Below are 17,468 nucleotides of genomic sequence, written 5' to 3' on the forward strand. Positions count from 1 at the left end.
CACGTGGGGGCGGCATGAACACCACACCCCGGCTGCGCGGCCTCGCGCGGCTGACGTTCGGCAATCCGGTCTCGCTGGTCTACCTGGCCCTGGTGGTCGCGGCGGTGCTCTTCGCCCTGGTGGACATGGTCTTCGTCGAGCATCAGGACGCTTCCTTCGCGGGCATCTGGGCGGTGCTGCTCACCGCGCCCACGATCTTCCCGCTGTGGTTCGCGGGTGACGCGCTGTGGAGCGATTCCGGCTCGCCGTCGTGGTACCCGGCCCTGACGCTGGTCGTCGCCGCGCTGGTCAACGCGCTGCTCCTCGGGCTGGTCCACCGGGGGCTGCGCGGCCGGCCGGTGCAGCGCGGGGCCGTTGTCAGTGGTGGCTGGCACACTCAGCGGCATGGAGACCACTGACTTCATCGACTCGCTCGCGCACGACGGCCAACTCCTCGCCGACGCCGCCGAGAAGGCCGGGGCCGACGCCCCGGTCCCCACCTGTCCGGAGTGACGGGTGCGCGACCTGCTCGTCCACACGGGCCGGGTGCACCGCTGGGCCACGAACTTCGTGGCGAACTCCGTCCAGGAGATGGTGCGGCCGGCCGAGGGCCCGCAGCCGGCCGACGAGGCGCTCGCCGACTGGGTGCGCGACGGCTGCCGGAAGCTGGTGTCGACGCTGCGCGCCGCCCCGGCGGACCTGTCCTGCTGGACCTTCCTGCCCGCTCCGTCCCCGCTGTCCTTCTGGGCGCGGCGCCAGGCGCACGAGACGGCGATCCACCGCGCCGACGCCGAGTCCGCGCTCGGCGCGGGCATCACCCCCTCCGCGCCCGCCTTCGCCGTGGACGGCATCGACGAACTGCTGCTGGGCATGGTCCCGCTCAGGCACGAGGCGCTGCGGACGGACGCGCCGCGCACGCTTCGGATACGGGCCACCGGCGAGGCCACCGGAGCCTGGACGATACGCCTGTCGGAAACGAAGCCGCAGGTGGAACGCGCGGCGGACGCCCCGGCGGCGGACGCCGTCACACCGGACTGCGTGATCGAGGCCCCGGCCCCCGACCTGTACCTGGCCCTGTGGAACCGCCGCCCACTGGACGACCTCACCATCACGGGTGACACCGCGCTGGCCCGGCTGTGGCGGGAGCGGTTCGTGATCTGAGTCGGGGGGTGCAACTGCACGGCTATTGATCACAACCGCACGCAGTCCCTGGTCGACCGGCCCCTCGCCGCTCCGCCCGATGATGGCCGAAGGCTGTCCTTGTGCGGAGGGCGCGACAGCAGCAAAATCCGCGAACGGCAGAACTGGTGTCACTCACCACACACCTCGTCACTGTGGCGAGGGGAATCGAGGAGACATGCGTGCACCGATGACCACTGCCTTGTGCCTCGCGGTGGCTGCCCCTCTCCTGCTCGCCACGACGGCCGGAACCGCGCAGGCCGCAGAGGCCGCGCCCCCGCTCAAGGAGTACGTGCAGCGTTGCACCGACCTCGGTAACGGTGACCTGTGCATCGACGTCACCGGAAAGGTGGGGCAGGTCGGTGTCATCGGGGTGGGCTACTGGAAGAGAAAGGGCGACCCGGTCTGGGTGAAGCTCGGCTGGCAGAACAACACCGGCGGCGGTGCCAACTGGGCGAGCGGGCCGCCGCAAGAGATCTTTTCCGGCGGTAACACCGGTACCAAGAAATGGTCCACCTACCTCGCCGCCGGCTGTGTATATCCGCTCATCGGCGTCATCGCTGGTGGTGGGATGGACACTCTCAAAGGCAAAGAGGTGTGCGTACCGTCCTGATGTCGAGGCCCTCCGACGCCGCCAGCATCGCCACCCCGGGCATCAGCCCGTCTCGCGTCCGAGGCCGGAGGGGCGGAGCCGGGGCGGGGAGAGGAGGTAGGAACCGCGGCCGGGGAAGCGGGAGATTTCCAGCCGATCCACCACATACCCCCACCCCCACATGCCACACTCCCCCCATGTCTCCCACCCGTTCCCAGGCCGAACGTGACGCGATGACCGTCGAGATCGGCTTCGCTTTGCTGACCGGTGTGTTCGTGGCCGCTCTGGTCTTCGGCGTTGTGGTGAGCCCGCTGCTGTTCACGGACCTGGGCCGGGCCGGGGCCGGTGTGCTGTCGGCGGTGGCCGGGTGCGCGGCGGGTGTGGCGTTCGTCTGGCGGGTGGTGCGTGTGCTGCGCCGGTTCACGGGGCGGCGGGCCGGATAGCACGCCGCCGCCCGGTGGTTACGCCGGCCGCGCGGCCCGCTACCCCAGCCACCCCGGCCGCACCAGCCCCGACTCGTAGGCCAGCACGACCAGTTGGGCCCGGTCGCGGGCACCGAGCTTGGTCATCGTGCGGCTGACGTGGGTCTTGGCGGTCAGCGGGCTGACGACCAGACGGCGGGCGATCTCCTCGTTCGACATCCCGAGGCCGACGAGGGCCATCACCTCCCGCTCCCGCTCGGTGAGCGCGGAGAGCGTGCCGCCCGCGGCCGGTTCCTTGGAGCGGGCGGCGAATTCGGCGATCAGCCGGCGGGTGACGCCCGGCGAGAGCAGCGCGTCGCCGTCGACCACGGCGCGCACGGCCCGCACCAGTTCCTCCGGTTCGGTGTCCTTGACCAGGAATCCGGCGGCGCCCGCGCGGATCGCCTCGAAGACGTACTCGTCCATCTCGAAGGTGGTGAGCATGACGACCTTCACGTCCGTCAGCCGGGGGTCCTCGGAGATCTGCCGGGTCGCGGCGAGCCCGTCCAGCACCGGCATCCGGATGTCCATCAGCACCACGTCGGGGCGCTGCTCGCGCAGGGCGATCAGCGCCTCCTCGCCGTCCGCCGCCTCGCCGGCGATCTCGATGCCGGGCTGGGCGTCCAGCAGGGCCCGGAACCCGGCGCGGACCAGCAGCTGGTCGTCGGCGAGCAGTACCCGGATCACGACTCCTCCTCGGTGGCGGTGGGGTGCACGGTGGGATTCGCGGTGGAATTCACCGTATCCGTAGCGCGCGCCGGGCCGGGGGCGCCCGGCGCCGGTGTCGCCGGGCGCAGCGGGAGGCGGGCGTGCACCCGGAAGCCCCCGTCCGGCCGCGGGCCCGCCTCGACGGTGCCGCCGAGGGCGGCGGCCCGTTCCCGCATTCCGACCAGGCCGTTGCCGCCCCCGGTGACGGCCCCGGCGTCCCCGGCCCGCCCGGCGGCGGTCGCGGGCCCGTCGTCGTCGATCGTGATCTCCAGCGCGCCGGAGAGGTGGACGAGCCCGACCCGGGCAGTGCGGGAGCCGGAGTGCCGGACGATGTTGGTCAGCGCTTCCTGGACGATCCGGAAGGCGGCCAGGTCGGCACCCGGTGCGAGCCCGGGGCGGCGGCCCTGCTCGGTGACCCGTACCGCGAGCCCGGCTCCCTTCGCCTGCTCGCACAGCTCGGGCAGCCGGTCCAGGCCGGGCGCCGGGGAGCGCGGGGCGTCGCCCGGGGCCCGCAGCGTGGCCAGGACCTGCCGTACCTCGCCCAGTACCTCTTTGCTGGCGGCCTTGATGGTGGTCAGGGCCGTACGCGCCTGTTCGGGGTCCTCGTCCAGCAGGGCGAGTCCGACGCCCGCCTGGACGTTGATGACGGAGATGCTGTGTGCCAGCACGTCGTGCAGTTCGCGGGCGATCCGCAGCCGCTCCTCGTCGGCCCGCCGCCGCGCGGCGGCCGCCCGCTCGGCGCGCATACGGGCGAACTGTTCACGCCGTACGCGCGCCAGCTCGGACACCGCCACGACCGCCACCACCAGGACCGTGACGAACAGCTGCTCCCCCCAGGGCGCGGGCCCGTCGCCCGAAGGCGGCAGCCGGCGGTAGAGCCAGTGGCCGACCAGCAGATGGCTCGCCCAGACCAGGCCGACGGCCGTCCAGGCCGTCACGCGCTGCCCCGCGACGACGGCCGCGAAGCAGCCGAGGGCGACGGAGAGCAGGAAGGGGCCGTACGGGTATCCGGCGGCAAGGTAGACGGCGGTGGCGGCCGCGGTACCGAGGGCGACCGTACGGGGGAGGCGGTGCCGCCAGAGCAGCGGCACCATGCCCGCGAACAGCAGCGCGTACGCGAGCGCGTCGAGTTCGGCGCGGTCCGGCTGGTTGCGCCCCGCGAACCGTGTGCCGACCAGCACGAAGACGGTGAGGGCGGCCGTGGAGGCCCAGGGCAGCCGCGTACCGGCGGCGGAGCCCCGGAACAGCCGCGCGCCGAACCGGCCGCCCGGCAGCTGGTCGTCCTCGTCGGACCGGGGCCGCCACCGGTCCGGGCCGTGGCCGTCCCGGCCGCCGTGGCAGAGCCGCGCCCACGGCGGCCGTCCGTTCTCCATCCCGCCACGCTAGACCGGGGCGACGCACCGGGACGTCAGCCCGGCGCGGTCACCGGATGTACTCCACAGGGAGTAGCCGACGGCGAAGGCACCGTACGGCGAAGGCACCAGCCCGGCCCCGGACCCCGTCCCTACGGCTGCTCCAGCGCCCTTACGGCCGGTCCATGGCCCCCAGCGCCCGCCGCGCGACCGGGTGCGTCCGGACGATCTCGGCCAGCGTCGTCGTCCCCCGGACGATCTTCGCGAAAGCGAACCAGGCGGGCCGGAAGCCGGTCAGGGCCGCGTGGATCACGCCGGGGCGGCGCGAGAAGATCGTCAGCATCCGGCGGCCCACCCCCATCTCCACGCCCAGCCCGGCCTTGATCGCGAAGGCGTAGTTCAGCGCCTGGCGCCGTGCGTCCACCGCGTCGTGCGCCTCGGAGACGCGGACCGCCCACTCCCCCGCGAGCCGCCCGGAGCGCAGCGCGAAGGAGATGCCCTCGCGGGTCCACGGCTCCAGCAGCCCGGCCGCGTCGCCGCACACCAGGACCCGGCCGCGGGAGAGCGGCGAGTCGTCGGCGCGGCAGCGGGTCAGGTGCCCGGAGGAGATGGCCGGCTCGAAGCCCGCCAGGCCGAGCCGGCCGATGAAGTCGTCCAGATAGCGCTTGGTCGCGGCGCCCTCGCCGCGGGCCGAGATCACGCCGACGGTGAGGGTGTCGCCCTTGGGGAAGACCCAGCCGTAGCTGCCCGGGATCGGGCCCCAGTCCACCAGCACCCGCCCGGCCCAGTCCTCGGCGACCGTCGGCGGCACCGGGATCTCCGCCTCCAGGCCCAGGTCGACCTGGTCCATCTTCACCCCGACGTGCGCGCCTATCCGGCCGGCGCTGCCGTCCGCGCCGACCACCGCGCGGGCCAGCACCACCTCGCCGTCGCCCAGCACCACGGCGACGGTCCGCCGGTCCGGCACCTCCGGGCCGTGCTGTTCGACCCGGGAGACCGTGACGCCGGTGCGCAGCTCGGCGCCGGCGTCCTGGGCCGTCTTGACCAGCTGGGCGTCGAACTCGGGGCGGTTGATGAGCCCGAAGAGCATGTGCTTCGAGCGGCGGGTGCGGGTCATCTTCCCGTTGAGCGAGAAGGTGACCGCGTGGACCCGGTCGCGCAGCGGCAGGTCGAAGCCGGGCGGCAGGGCGTCGCGGGACGGCCCGATGATGCCGCCGCCGCAGGTCTTGTACCGGGGCAGTTCGGCCTTCTCCAGGAGCAGCACTCGGCGTCCCGTACACGCCGCGGCGTAGGCGGCCGAGGCTCCGGCGGGCCCCGCGCCCACCACCACGACGTCCCACACCTGCTGGTTCCCCTCGGCTGCGCTGTCGCTGCTCACCTGTGCTTCTGCTCCCGTTCGATGCCGTGCCGCGTACCGCCCGCATCCTACGGGCCGCCCTCCGGCGGGCGTCCTGTGGGAAGATCGGCCCCACAATCGCCCGTACGTACGGTTGGTCCGGTGCGGCGCGCCGGACGGACCCGCGCGTGATCCGCACGCGACCCCGCGTGCACCCACGTGTACAACGCCGCGCCCACAAGGAGCGTTCCATGCCTGACAGCCCGCTCGCGCACACCGTCGCCTCGCTGCAGTCCCGGGCCAGGACCGAGCTGGCCGAACTGGTGGCCTTCAAGTCCGTCGCGGATCCGGCGCAGTTCCCCCGGAGCGAGTGCGAGGCCGCCGCCGAGTGGGTGGCGGGCGCGCTGCGGGCCGACGGCTTCACGGATGTGCGGCTGCTGGACACCCCGGACGGCACCCAGTCGGTGTACGGCTTCCTGCCGGGCCCGGCGGGCGCGCCGACCGTACTGCTGTACGCCCACTACGACGTGCAGCCGCCGCTGGACGAGTCCGCCTGGATATCGCCGCCCTTCGAGCTGACCGAGCGGGACGGCCGCTGGTACGGGCGCGGTGCCGCCGACTGCAAGGGCGGCCTGATCATGCACCTGACGGCGCTGCGGGCGCTCAGGGAGCACGGCGGCGTCCCGGTGAACGTCAAGGTGATCGTGGAGGGCTCCGAGGAGCAGGGCACCGGCGGCCTGGAGCGGTACGCCGAGGCCCACCCCGAGCTGCTGGCCGCCGACACCGTCGTCATCGGCGACACCGGCAACTTCCGCGTCGGCCTGCCGACGGTCACGGCGACGCTGCGCGGCATGACGCTGGTCCGCGTCCAGGTGGACACCCTGGCGGGCAATCTGCACTCCGGCCAGTTCGGCGGTGCGGCCCCGGACGCGCTGGCGGCGCTGATCCGCGTCCTGGACTCGCTGCGGAGCGAGGACGGCTCGACGACGATCGACGGGCTGGCGGCCGACGCGACCTGGGAGGGCCTGCAGTACCCGGAGGAGGAGTTCCGCCAGGACGCCAAGGTGCTCGACGGCGTCGGGCTGACCGGCGGCGGCACGGTCGCCGACCGCATCTGGGCCCGGCCCGCCGTCACCGTCCTCGGCATCGACTGCCCCCCGGTGATCGGCGCCACGCCGTCCGTGCAGGCGGGCGCGCGGGCGCTGGTGAGCCTGCGCGTTCCGCCGGGCACCGACGCGGTGAAGGCGACCGAGCTGCTCACCGCCCACCTGGAGAACGCCGCGCCCTGGGGCGCGCGGGTCTCGGTCGAGCAGATCGGGCAGGGCCAGCCGTTCCGCGCGGACACCGGCAGCCCGGCGTACGCGTCGATGGCGTCGGCGATGCGCGAGGCGTACGACGGTACGGAGATGCAGACATCCGGCATGGGCGGTTCGATCCCGCTGTGCAACACCCTGGCCGCGCTCTACCCGGAGGCGGAGATCCTGCTCATCGGCCTGAGCGAGCCGGAGGCGCAGATCCACGCGGTGAACGAGAGCGTCTCGCCGCAGGAGCTGGAGCGCCTCTCGCTCGCCGAGGCGCTGTTCCTCCAGCGCTACGCCGAGCAGTCCGCGGCCGCCGGCAGCTGACGGCCCGTACGGCACCGGCCGGGAGCCCTCCCGCCGCCCCCGGCCGGTGCCGCCGCTCCGGAATCCCTGTCCGGCAGGCGCTCATCCCACAGGAACGCCCGCCTCAAGATTGAGCGGGCGTCCCTGTTCGCGTGCGCGCAGGGCCCAGTGGAGCCGGTTCCAGCGCACCGGGGGCAGCATGTCCGCCGCCTCGTCCTCGGTGGCGAACCGCCAGCCGCGCAGTTCGGGTCCCGGCAGGAGCAGGTCCCGGATCTGCTCGCCGGCCAGCCGGCCGCCGTCGAAGAGCATCCGCAGCCCGCCGAAGCCGGGCGGCTTGGGCGGCTCCCAGTCCAGCACCAGCAGGCGGGGCGCGCTGTCCAGCCGGATGCCCAGTTCCTCGGTCACCTCGCGCAGCCCGGCGCGGGCCGGCGGCTCACCGGGCTCCACCACGCCGCCCGGGAACTCCCAGCCCGGCTTGTACGTCGGGTCCACCAGCAGCACCCGGTCGGCGTCGTCGAAGAGCAGCACCCCGGCCGCCAGGGTCTCCGCCGTGGGTTCCGGTGTCTGCACGATGTCGCAGGCCCCGGCCCCGGCCCGGACCGCCTCCGCGACCCGCTCGGCGGTTTCCCTGGGCGTCAGCCGGGCGGTGTCGATGACGTGCGCGTCCTGCTTGAGCCAGCCCAGCGCGTCCTCGTACGACTCCAGGCGTGCCAGGTCCCGTTCCCGTGCGGCCGGGCCGCCCGCGCCGTCCCCGTCCTGGGCCGTACGCCGCGCCAGCCGCTCGCGGAGGATCGTTTCCTCGGCGTGCAGCAGAACGTGGCGCACGGGCACCCGGCGCGAGGCGAGGCCGCCGAATATCTCGTCCCGGTACTCCTGGCGCAGCAGCGGCATCGGGGTGACCAGCGGCCCCGGCACCTCGTGGAGCAGGGCCGCCGCGGTGTCCACAACGAGCCGGCGCCAGGCCGGCAGGTCCTGGTAGTCGCCGATCTCCTCCAGCCGCGCGGCGGGCAGCATCAGCCGCAGTTCACTTCCGACCAGTTCGGGGTCGTAGAGCGTGCTTCCGGGAAGCAGGTCCAGCAGGTACCGGGCCGCGGTGGACTTTCCCGCACCGGACGCGCCGTTCAGCCAGACGATCACATTGCCCCCTTGTCCCTAGACCCCTGTGAATTGCCCGTAACACCCTGCCACGGAAACTCTTGCGGGGCCCGGCCTAGGACCGTGCGGCCGGGGACGTGGCCTTTTCCACCTTCGGCGCGATCCCGGCAGGTTTGAAGACGCCCTTGTACGCGCTGATGGCGGCGACGGCGGCGACCAGGATGCTGGTCACCACGTCCTTTCCGGCGAAGTCCCCGGCGAAGAGCGCGCTCCCCAGCCCCACCAGCACCGACACCACCACCTGCACCAGTGTTCTGGCGGCTTGCGACCACTCGGGCCGGTTGATGACGGAGATGAGCATCGGTGACGCGAATCCCACGATCAGCGCCCACATCTGTGCGTTCGTCATGACCTTTCCCTTCCCGCTCGGGATGTAGCCGGAGCGTCGCCGCCCCGGCCGTACCCGGCAAGGGCCCGCGCACGGATTGCCCGCCCGCGCACGGACTTTCCGTACACCGGCGCACCCGGCGGCGGACCGCCGCGTCACCCTTTGTTCGCGCCCAGGGTGAGCCCCGCGATGAAGTGCCGTTGCAGGAGCAGGAAGACGACGACCGTGGGCAGGGCGACGATGACCGAGCCCGCGGCCAGCAGGTTGTAGTCGGTGAAGAATTGCCCGCGCAGATTGTTCAGGGCCGAGGTGACCGGGAGTTTGTCACCGGTGGACAGGAAGACCAGGCCCCAGAGGAAGTCGTTGTACATCCAGGTGAATTGCAGGGTTCCCAGGGCGGCGAGGGCCGGGCGGCACAGCGGGAGCGTCACGTGCCGGTAGCGGGTCCACACCCCGGCGCCGTCCACGATCGCGGCCTCCAGGATTTCCCGCGGCAGGGTCCGCATGAAATTCGCGAGCACGAAGACGCAGAAGCCCAGCTGGAAGGCGACCTGTACGGCGAGCACCGCCCACAGCGAGTCGTAGAGCATCAGCGAGTCGGACATCCGGTACGGCAGCGGCACCTTGTTGAAGAGCACGTAGAGCGGGGTGACGATGACCTGTTGCGGCAGCAGGTTCCCGGCCGTGAAGACCATGAGCAGGACCAGGGAACCGCGCAGCCGCAGCCGGGCCACCGCGAAGGCGGTGAACGACGCCAGGAAGAGGGTGATCAGCACGCCCGGCACCGTGATCAGGAGCGAGTTCAGGAAGTGCCGGCCCATGCCGGAATCGGTGAACGCCTGCCGGTAATAGTCCAGGGAGAGCCGGCTCGGCAGGGAGAAATACCCGTCCCGGGCGGTCTCCTCGTACGGGCGCAGCGACGCGTAGACCGCCAGCAGCAGCGGGGCGAGGAAGGCGAGCGAGACGGCGAGCAGAAAGGCGTGCACGCCGGAACGGCCACGGCGGCCGGGCGGGCCGCCGGGGCGCGCCGGGCGCCGGGCGCGTACCGCGGAAACGGTCATCGCCGCTGTTCCCCCCTCAGTTCCTGGACGAGATAGGTGATGATGAATCCGAGGGAGACCAGCAGCAGGACGACCGCGATGGCCGAGCCGAATCCGATCCGGCTCGCCTCGCCGATGATGTTGTCGGTCACCAGCACGGACAGCAGTTCCAGCCCGTTGCGGCCCTTGTTGACGGCATAGACGATGTCGAAGGCGCGCAGCGCCTCGATGACGGTGATGACGCCGACGATGACATTGACCGGGCGCAGCGCCGGCAGCACCACCCGGAAGAACGCCTGCCGTTCGCTCGCGCCGTCGATCGCCGCGGCCTCCTTGAGTTCCGGGTCGACGGATTTCAGCCCGGCGAGGTAGAGGATCATCACGTATCCGGTGTGCCGCCAGCAGGCGGCCAGCAGGACCATCCAGATATTGAGGTCCGGGTCGCCGAGCCAGTCGACGGGGTCGTCCTGACGGCCCAGCAGGGCGTTCAGCGCGCCCTGGTCGCGGGAGAGGACCAGTTGGGCGATGAAGCCGACGACGGCGAGCGAGAGCACGACCGGCATGTAGAGCGTGGACTGGTAGAAGCGGCTGAACCGCACGCCGCGGTCGATGAGGACGGCGAGCAGCAGCCCGAACGGCGTGGCGAGCAGCCCGAGGGCGGCCAGCCACAGCAGGTTGTTGCGGACCGCGGGCCAGAATTGCGGGTAATCGGCGAAGAGGTCCGCGTAATTGCCGAATCCGGCCCATTCGATGTCGCCGACCCCGTCCCAGGTCGTGAAGGACAGGGCGACGGAGGCGAGGGTGGGCCCCCAGACCAGGGCCAGGTCCAGCAGGATCGGCAGGCCCAGGAGGACGCACAGGACGGCGATGTCGCGGCGGGTGTGGCGGCGCGGGCCGCGGCGCCGTGCGGGGCGCGGCGGCCCGGCCTTCGGCGGGTTCACCGGCCTGGTGCCGGTCGTCCGGTTCACGGTGGTCACGGCGTCAGTCCGCGGCGAATATCTGTTTCTTCTGCCGTTCGATGCCGTTCACCAGCCCGTCGATGTCGTCCGGGTCGCCGATGAACTGCTGGATCGCCTGGATCAGTACGGTCGAGGCGAAATCGGGGCGGGTGTCGCGGTCCATGAACTGCGATATCTGCCGGGCGCCGGACACCAGCCGGACGGCCTTCTTCTGCAGGGCGCCGTACGAGCCGGTGCCGGCCCCGCTGTTGACCGCCACGTTGTTCGGGTCGCTTTTGAGATAGATCAGTTCGGCCCGCGGTGTGGCGAGGAATGCCAGCAGGTCCTCGGCCCCGGCCCGGTTCCGTGCCTTCTTCGCCATGAGGAACCCGTCCACCGGCGCCTCGACCGCCTCCTGCCCGAATGCCGGATCGATCTCGGGGAACGGGAAGAAGTCCAGGTCCGCGCGGCTCTCCGCGGTGAACTGCTGGCCCGGGTGCGGCAGGCCGAGCACCGCCATGCCGGTCTTCTTCTGCTGGAGCGACTGTGCCGCCTCCTGCCAGGTCCGCCCGTTCGCGCCTTTCTGGTGGTACGGCAACAGGCCGCGCCACAGGTCGAAGACCTGCCGTACCTGGGGGCTCGTCCAGGATTTCTCCCCGCGCATCAGCGCGATGTGGAAGTCGTATCCGTTGGCCCGCATGTCCAGGTAGTCGAAGGTGCCCATGGCGGGCCAGCCCTCCTTGTCGCCCAGGGCGAATGGAGTGAGGCCGTCCTTCTGCATCTGCCGGGCGAGGGCACGGTATTGATCGAGGTTCTTCGGGATCTCGTAACCCCGCGTCCGGAAAACGCTCTTACGGTGGAAGACCGCCCACGGGTAATAGTAGTACGGCACGAAGTACTGCTTGCCGTCCTCGCCCGTGGACTGTTTCTTCACCGCCTCGGAGAACCCGTCGAACTCCCTCCAGAGATCACTGATGTCGGCGAGCAGGCCCTTTCGCGCGAAGTACTGCATGCGGTAACCGGCGAACCACGTGAAGACGTCATCGGGCGTGCCCTGGAGGTAGCGGTTGATGTTCTCCTGGAAGTTCTCGTGGTTGACCGTGTTGACCTTCACGTCCTTCTTCGACTTCTTCTCGTACGCCGCGAAGGCGTCGGCGTACGCCCGTTTCGGCACCGCGTCGGAGGCGTTGGACCCCAGGGTGACGCCGCCGCCCGGCCCGCCGCCGCACGCGGTGAGCAGCGCCGGTACGGCGACCGCCCCCGCACCGGCCGCCGCGCCGCGCAACAGGGACCTCCGGGTCACCCCGCGTACCGCCCGGTGGGCGCACCCGCCCGGGCCGTTTCCCGATGAGTGGACCATGTCTCCCCCTCCTCAGCGATGGAACCGAACAGAACCGAACGCGAGTGCTGGGATCTCACTCCCAACGGGGGTATCCGTCAAGGCTTTTGGCGGGCTGCTCCCCGACCGCTGCCTTTTGTCTTCCAACACAGTCCAACAAGCCTTACCGTAAACACTCGCTATTGACTGGTACATGACTTCACTGCTCTCTCCGAGAACGGAGGACGCGCATCATGCACCCGCACACCCCCCTCACCCCCCGGCGCACCCGGCGCACCCGGCGAAGAGTCGTCGGAGCGCTGTCCGCGGCGTTCCTGTGCGCCGCGGGCGTCACAGCCCTGCCCGCCGCGGCCCGTACGGCCGAGGCCGGGGCAGCACCTCCTGCCGCCACACCCGCCACCGCACCCGCCGCCCGAACCGCCGGATCAGCCGCGTCCGCCGCCCCGCGGCTGCCCGACGGCCTGGCCAGGACGCCTCCGATGGGCTTCAACAACTGGAACTCCACCCACTGCGGAGCCGACTTCAACGAGGCGATGATCAAGGGGATCGCCGACCTCTTCGTCGAGAAGGGCCTCAAGGCCGCGGGCTACGAGTACGTCAACCTCGACGACTGCTGGGCCCGGAAGGACCGGGACGCCAACGGCAAACTCGTCCCGGACACCACCCGCTTCCCCAACGGCATCAAGGCCCTGGCCGACTACGTCCACTCCAAGGGGCTCAAGCTCGGCATCTACACCAGTGCCGGCACCACGACCTGTGCCCGGGCCATGCCCGGCGCGCTGGACCACGAGTACTCCGACGCCCGGCAGTTCGCCGACTGGGGAGTGGACTACCTGAAATACGACAACTGCAACAACCAGGGGGTGGACGCGAAGAAGCGCTACACCACCATGCGCGACGCCCTGAAGGCGACGGGCCGCCCCATCGTCTACAGCATTTGCGAGTGGGGCGAGAACAAGCCGTGGGAGTGGGCGGCGGATGTCGGACACCTGTGGCGCACCACCGGCGACATCGGCGACGTGTGGGACAGCGCGGTGGGGATCTTCAAGGCGAACGCGCCGCTGGCCAAGTACGCCGGCCCCGGCCACTGGAACGACCCGGACATGCTGGAGGTCGGCAACGGCGGCATGACGGACACCGAGTACCGCAGCCACTTCTCCCTGTGGTCGATGATGGCCGCACCGCTGCTCATCGGCACCGACCTGCGCAAGGCCTCCCAGGCAACGTACGACATCCTCGGCAACCGCGAGGTCATCGGGCTCGACCAGGACCCGCTGGGCCAGCAGGCCGAGGTGCTGAAGTCGGCGGGCGGCCGGTGGGTGCTGAGCAAGCCGCTGGCCGACGGCGACCGCGCGGTGGCGCTGTTCAACGAGTCCGACCGGCCGCAGCGCATCACCACCACGGCGAAGGAGGCGGGCCTGCCGCAGGCGAGCGGCTACCGGCTGCGGGACCTGTGGAAGCACGAGGACACCCACACCGCCGGTGAGATCGCCGCGACCGTACCGGCGCACGGCACGCTGGTGTACCGCGTCTCCGCCGACCGCCGCTGGGCGCACTACCCGCCGGCCGTCGAGACCGGCGCGGACGGCATCGACCCGATCGAGGTCGGCAAGGAGGCCCGGACCGCCACGCTCACCCGCAACCTCGGCCGGACCCCGGCGTTCGACGTCAAGGTCTCCCTCAAGGGCCCGCAGGGCTGGCGCGTCGAGCCGGTCACGTCCACCGGGGCCCCCGCCCTGCCGCCGGACAAGGAACTGGTCACCGCCTGGAAGATCGCGCCGCTGGCGGGGACGAAGCCGGGCGCGTACGAGCTGACGCTGACCACCGACTACCGCTCGGCGCGCGGGCAGCGGGTCACCCAGACGCTGCCGGTGCCGGTCATCGCCGTACAGGCGCCGCCCGCCGGCACCTCGTACGCCAGCGACCTGGCCTGGGTCACCGCCACCAACGGCTGGGGGCCGGTCGAACGGGACATGAGCGTGGGCGGGCCACAGGCCGGGGACGGCACGCCGATCCGCATCGGCGGCGTGACCTACACCAAGGGCCTGGGCGCCCACGCGCCCAGTGAGATCACGTACTACACCGGCGGGCAGTGCTCGGCGTTCAGCGCGCAGGTCGGCGTGGACGACGAGACCGGCGACCAGGGATCGGTCGCCTTCGAGGTGTGGGCCGACGGGCAGCGGGTCGCCGAGAGCGGCAAGCTGACCGGCGCGGACCCGGCGAAGGCGATCAGCGCGTCGGTCACCGGGGCGACCACCGTACGGCTGGTGGTGCAGGACGTCGGTGACGGGCTCTACTACGACCACGCCGACTGGGCCGACGCCAAGTTCAACTGCTGACACCGGGCACGGCCGTGGTGGCCGGGCGGGCCTTCCGGGCCGCCCGGCCATCGGCGTTCGGCCACCGTGTCGGGCCTTCCGTGCCAGCAGGCCGGCAGTCCCGGCACCGTCAGCAGGCCGGCAGTCCCGGCACCGTCAGCAGGTCGGCAGTCCCGGCACCGGCCCGTCGTTCTTTCCGCCCTTGACGTAGACGACGCTGACGTAGACCCCGGAGTTGCCGCTGTCGTCGTCCGTCCTGGCCCACCAGGTGTTCGTCCACCGGCTGAAGGTCTCGCGGCGGCCGAGATCCGCCTGGCAGTAGAAGTAGTTGGTGCCCGCGTTCAGCGTGCCGACGCGCTGGAAGGAGGCGGTGTACGAGCCGGCGGCGCGCCACACTTCGCAGTCGAACTTGCCGGCTCCGATGGGCACGCACGAGCGGGGCTTGGGCTCGCCGGCGGGACCACCGCCTCCCGGCGCGGTGGCACCGCCGGTGGCAGCCCCCTTCCCTGGGCTGCTGCCGCCACCGGGCACGGGCTTCCCGGACGAGGAGCCGCCCGGCGACGGCTTGCCGGAGGCGGTGGGCGACGCGCTCGCCTTGTCCGAGCCGCCCCCGGTGGCCTTCCCGCCCGTCTTCCCGCCCTCTTCCGCTTCCCCGGTCTCCTTCGGAGCGCCCGACGCTCCAGCCCGCCCACTCTGCTCCTGCGGGGAGCCGGTGGGCCGCCGCTCGGCGAGCGTACGGCCGGAGTCCTGGTCCATCAGCGCGTACGTCACTCCGCCGCCCGCCAGCAGTACCGCGGCCACGGCTGCGGCGAGCACGGCGGGGCGGCGTCCGCGCCTGCCCTGCCGCGCACGGTCATCCGGGACCGGTACGGCGCTGGTCTCCCGCTCCCCCAGGCCAAGCGATGGCGCCGGTACGCCAACCAGCCCTGGCCGCACGGGAGTTGACGCCACGGGCCCGGCCCCGGCCTGCCCACCGGATGGCAGCGGCGCGGACCGGACGTCCGGCGCGGTCGGCGTCCGCGTGGCGCCCGGCGCCGTCGTGGCCCGCCCGTCGGCCACCGCCGTCAGCATCGCCCGCGCCTCGGCCGCGCTCGGCCGGGCAGCCGGGTCCTTGGCCATCAGCGCGTGCAGCACCGGCGTCAGCGGACCGGCCCGGCGCGGCTCGGGCAGCGGTTCGGAGACGATCGCCGTCAGGGTCGACCACACCGACGTCCGGCGGAACGGCGCGCCGTTGCCCTCCACCGCCGCGTACAGCGTCATGCCCAGCGACCAGATGTCCGAGGCGGGCGAGGGCGGCTGCCCCTGGGCCCGCTCCGGCGGCAGGTAGTCGAGCGAGCCGACCAGTTCGCCGCTGCGGGTCAGATGGGTGGTCGCGCCGTCGTCCGGCGCCTCGATGCTGGCGATGCCGAAGTCGGTGAGCACCACGCGGCCCACCCCGGCGTCCGGACGGCCCGCCCGCCGCGCCCAGCCCTCCAGCAGGACGTTGCCGGGCTTGACGTCCCGGTGCAGCACGCCCACCTGGTGCGCGGCGTCCAGCGCGTCCATCACCTTGGCGCCGATGGCGGCGATGTCGCGCGGGCCGATGGCGCCGTACCGGTCGAGGGCGTCGTCCAGCGAAGGGCCGTCGACCAGTTCCATGACGATGACCGGCCGCCCGGCCTCGTCGATCACGTCGTGCACGGTGACCACGCCGGAGTGCCGGATACGGGCCGCGGCGCGCGCCTCGCGCTGCATACGGGTGCGCAGGTCGGCCAGTTCCGGCGCGGACGCGTCGGTGTAGGCCCGCAGCACCTTGACGGCGACCTCCCGGCCCAGCACCTCGTCCACGGCCCGGCACACCACGCCCATGCCGCCGCGTCCGATCTGCCCGGTGACCCGGTAGCGCCCGCCGAGCACCCGCCCCGTCAGGTCCCCGTTGCCGGAGCCCCCGTTGCCGGAGCCCGCGTCACGGCCCCCGCCGCCCACGTCACCCGGCTCGTCCACACCGTCCACGCCCATCGCCCCGTTCGCACTGCTCGTCCCCGGTCATGGTCGGCAACAGACTAGGGGCGCGCCGGGCGGCGCGAACCGTTCAGACGGTGGGGGCGAAGGCATCGAGACGGGACTGTTGCGCGGCGGCCGCCGCGGCGCCGACCACTCCGGCGTCCGTTCCCATCTGTGCCGGTACGACGGTGATGCCACGGACGAAGGACAGCGTCGCGTAGTCGTCCAGGGCGCGGCGCAGGGGGACGAAGAGGGTGTCGCCCGCGCCGGCCACGCCGCCGCCGATCACCGCGATCTCGATCTCGACGAGCGCCGCGGTGGCCGCGATCCCGGCGGCCAGGGCCTGCGCGGCCCGCTCGAAGGAGTGACGGGCCACCGGGTCACCGGCACGTGCGGCGGCGGCCACGGCGGCGGCGCTGGTGTCGCCGTCGGGGCCGGGCCGCCAGCCGTTCTCCAGGGCGCGGCGGGCGATGTTGGGGCCGCTGGCGATGCGCTCGACGCAGCCGCGGGCGCCGCACGGGCACGGGTCGCCGTCGAGGTCCACGCTGATGTGGCCGATGTGCCCGGCGTTCCCCGACGGGCCGGGGTGCAGTTGTCCGCCCAGCACCAGGCCGCCGCCGACGCCCGTGGAGACCACCATGCACAGGGCGTTGGCGTAGCCGCGGGCGGCGCCCTGCCAGTGTTCGGCGGCGGTCATCGCCGCGCCGTCGCCCACCAGCACGACCGGGAGCCCGCCGACCAGCGCCCGGACTTCCGCGACGACCGGGAAGTCGCGCCAGCCGGGAATGTTGACCGGGCTGACCGTGCCGCGCCGGGCGTCCACCGGGCCCGCGCTGCCGATGCCGACGGCCGCCACCCCGGCCCACTCGGGGTGCGCGGTCAGGTCCGCCACGACCTCGGCCAGCGCGCGCAGGACGGTGGCGCCGTCCTGGTCGGCGGGGGTGGGCCGGGTGGTGCGCACGAGCAGCCTGCCGCGCTGGTCCACCAGCGCTCCGGCGATCTTGGTGCCGCCGATGTCCAGCGCTGCGCTGAGGTCCGTCTGCATCGGTGTCGAATCTCCTGGTGGCGCGGGGGCCGGGGGGCGTGGGCCCGGCACGGGAACGCCAGTCTCGTCGCGTTTGACAACGTTGTCCAGAGGTTATGCTCGTCGCCGTAC

General features: G+C 72.5%; 15 protein-coding genes and 1 pseudogene. 6 read left to right on the plus strand and 10 right to left on the minus strand.

The genetic code is table 11. The features are described from left to right. The first annotated feature begins 14 nt into the window (after positions 1-14). The 4 genes and pseudogenes from IH45_RS0106815 to IH45_RS0106830 all read left to right on the plus strand — a co-directional run bounded on the left by IH45_RS0106815 (position 15) and on the right by IH45_RS0106830 (position 2,193). A complete protein-coding gene (locus IH45_RS0106815; RefSeq protein WP_030662936.1) occupies positions 15-398 on the plus strand; it encodes an SCO4225 family membrane protein in 384 nt (127 codons plus the stop codon). Continuing rightward, positions 385-1,140: pseudogene (locus IH45_RS01000000143215) on the plus strand (maleylpyruvate isomerase family mycothiol-dependent enzyme). Before IH45_RS0106815 ends, IH45_RS01000000143215 begins: the two are co-directional and overlap by 14 nt. Positions 1,141-1,336: 196 nt before the next feature. Next, the gene (locus tag IH45_RS0106825; RefSeq protein WP_030662938.1) at positions 1,337-1,771 is read left to right on the plus strand and encodes a hypothetical protein; all 435 of its coding nucleotides are present in this window, start codon (positions 1,337-1,339) and stop codon (positions 1,769-1,771) included. 176 nt (positions 1,772-1,947) lie between these two features. Beyond that, on the plus strand, positions 1,948-2,193 hold the full coding sequence (locus tag IH45_RS0106830) for a DUF6332 family protein (protein WP_030662941.1): 246 nt from the start codon (positions 1,948-1,950) through the stop codon (positions 2,191-2,193). A gap of 39 nt (positions 2,194-2,232) precedes the next feature. Here IH45_RS0106830 and IH45_RS0106835 read toward each other — a convergent pair whose 3' ends face one another. The 3 genes from IH45_RS0106835 to IH45_RS0106845 all read right to left on the minus strand — a co-directional run bounded on the left by IH45_RS0106835 (position 2,233) and on the right by IH45_RS0106845 (position 5,649). Then, positions 2,233-2,898, minus strand: a complete 666-nt coding sequence (locus IH45_RS0106835; RefSeq protein ID WP_030662944.1) for a response regulator transcription factor — start codon at positions 2,896-2,898, stop codon at positions 2,233-2,235. After that, positions 2,895-4,292 carry a sensor histidine kinase gene (locus IH45_RS0106840; RefSeq protein WP_030662947.1) on the minus strand — a complete coding sequence of 466 codons (1,398 nt, stop codon included), beginning with the start codon at positions 4,290-4,292 and terminating at the stop codon, positions 2,895-2,897. The genes IH45_RS0106835 and IH45_RS0106840 overlap by 4 nt, the downstream gene beginning before the upstream one ends. Before the next feature lie 151 nt (positions 4,293-4,443). Beyond that, the gene (locus IH45_RS0106845) at positions 4,444-5,649 is read right to left on the minus strand and encodes a geranylgeranyl reductase family protein (RefSeq protein WP_030662949.1); all 1,206 of its coding nucleotides are present in this window, start codon (positions 5,647-5,649) and stop codon (positions 4,444-4,446) included. A 209-nt stretch (positions 5,650-5,858) separates the two neighbouring features. Between IH45_RS0106845 and IH45_RS0106850 the strand changes: the two genes are divergently transcribed. Continuing rightward, a complete protein-coding gene (locus IH45_RS0106850) occupies positions 5,859-7,232 on the plus strand; it encodes a dipeptidase (protein ID WP_030662952.1) in 1,374 nt (457 codons plus the stop codon). Between the two features lie 81 nt (positions 7,233-7,313). Here the strand turns inward: IH45_RS0106850 and IH45_RS0106855 are convergent, their stop codons facing one another. From IH45_RS0106855 to IH45_RS0106875, 5 genes are all read right to left on the minus strand, one after another. Next, positions 7,314-8,348, minus strand: a complete 1,035-nt coding sequence (locus IH45_RS0106855) for an NUDIX hydrolase (RefSeq protein WP_030662955.1) — start codon at positions 8,346-8,348, stop codon at positions 7,314-7,316. A gap of 73 nt (positions 8,349-8,421) precedes the next feature. After that, on the minus strand, positions 8,422-8,715 hold the full coding sequence (locus IH45_RS0106860) for a hypothetical protein (protein ID WP_030662958.1): 294 nt from the start codon (positions 8,713-8,715) through the stop codon (positions 8,422-8,424). Between the two features lie 134 nt (positions 8,716-8,849). After that, a complete protein-coding gene (locus IH45_RS0106865) occupies positions 8,850-9,755 on the minus strand; it encodes a carbohydrate ABC transporter permease (RefSeq protein WP_030662961.1) in 906 nt (301 codons plus the stop codon). Continuing rightward, complete coding sequence (locus IH45_RS0106870; protein WP_394298660.1) at positions 9,752-10,702, minus strand: carbohydrate ABC transporter permease; 951 nt, start codon at positions 10,700-10,702, stop codon at positions 9,752-9,754. Before IH45_RS0106870 ends, IH45_RS0106865 begins: the two co-directional genes overlap by 4 nt. A gap of 13 nt (positions 10,703-10,715) precedes the next feature. Further along, on the minus strand, positions 10,716-11,975 hold the full coding sequence (locus IH45_RS0106875; RefSeq protein WP_030662970.1) for an ABC transporter substrate-binding protein: 1,260 nt from the start codon (positions 11,973-11,975) through the stop codon (positions 10,716-10,718). Positions 11,976-12,244: 269 nt separating this feature from the next. Between IH45_RS0106875 and IH45_RS0106880 the strand changes: the two genes are divergently transcribed. Beyond that, positions 12,245-14,350, plus strand: coding sequence for an NPCBM/NEW2 domain-containing protein (locus IH45_RS0106880; RefSeq protein WP_030662973.1), 2,106 nt, complete (start codon positions 12,245-12,247; stop codon positions 14,348-14,350). 135 nt (positions 14,351-14,485) lie between these two features. Here IH45_RS0106880 and IH45_RS0106885 read toward each other — a convergent pair whose 3' ends face one another. Continuing rightward, positions 14,486-16,327 (minus strand): serine/threonine-protein kinase, encoded by a 1,842-nt coding sequence (locus tag IH45_RS0106885; protein ID WP_078897312.1) that lies wholly within the window; start codon positions 16,325-16,327, stop codon positions 14,486-14,488. Positions 16,328-16,400: 73 nt separating this feature from the next. After that, positions 16,401-17,357: an ROK family protein gene (locus tag IH45_RS0106890; protein WP_030662979.1), complete on the minus strand. Its 957-nt coding sequence runs from the start codon at positions 17,355-17,357 to the stop codon at positions 16,401-16,403. Positions 17,358-17,468 lie beyond the last annotated feature (111 nt).

This window comes from Streptomyces rimosus subsp. rimosus (assembly GCF_000720725.1).
Classification (GTDB): Bacteria; Actinomycetota; Actinomycetes; order Streptomycetales; family Streptomycetaceae; genus Streptomyces; species Streptomyces rimosus_A.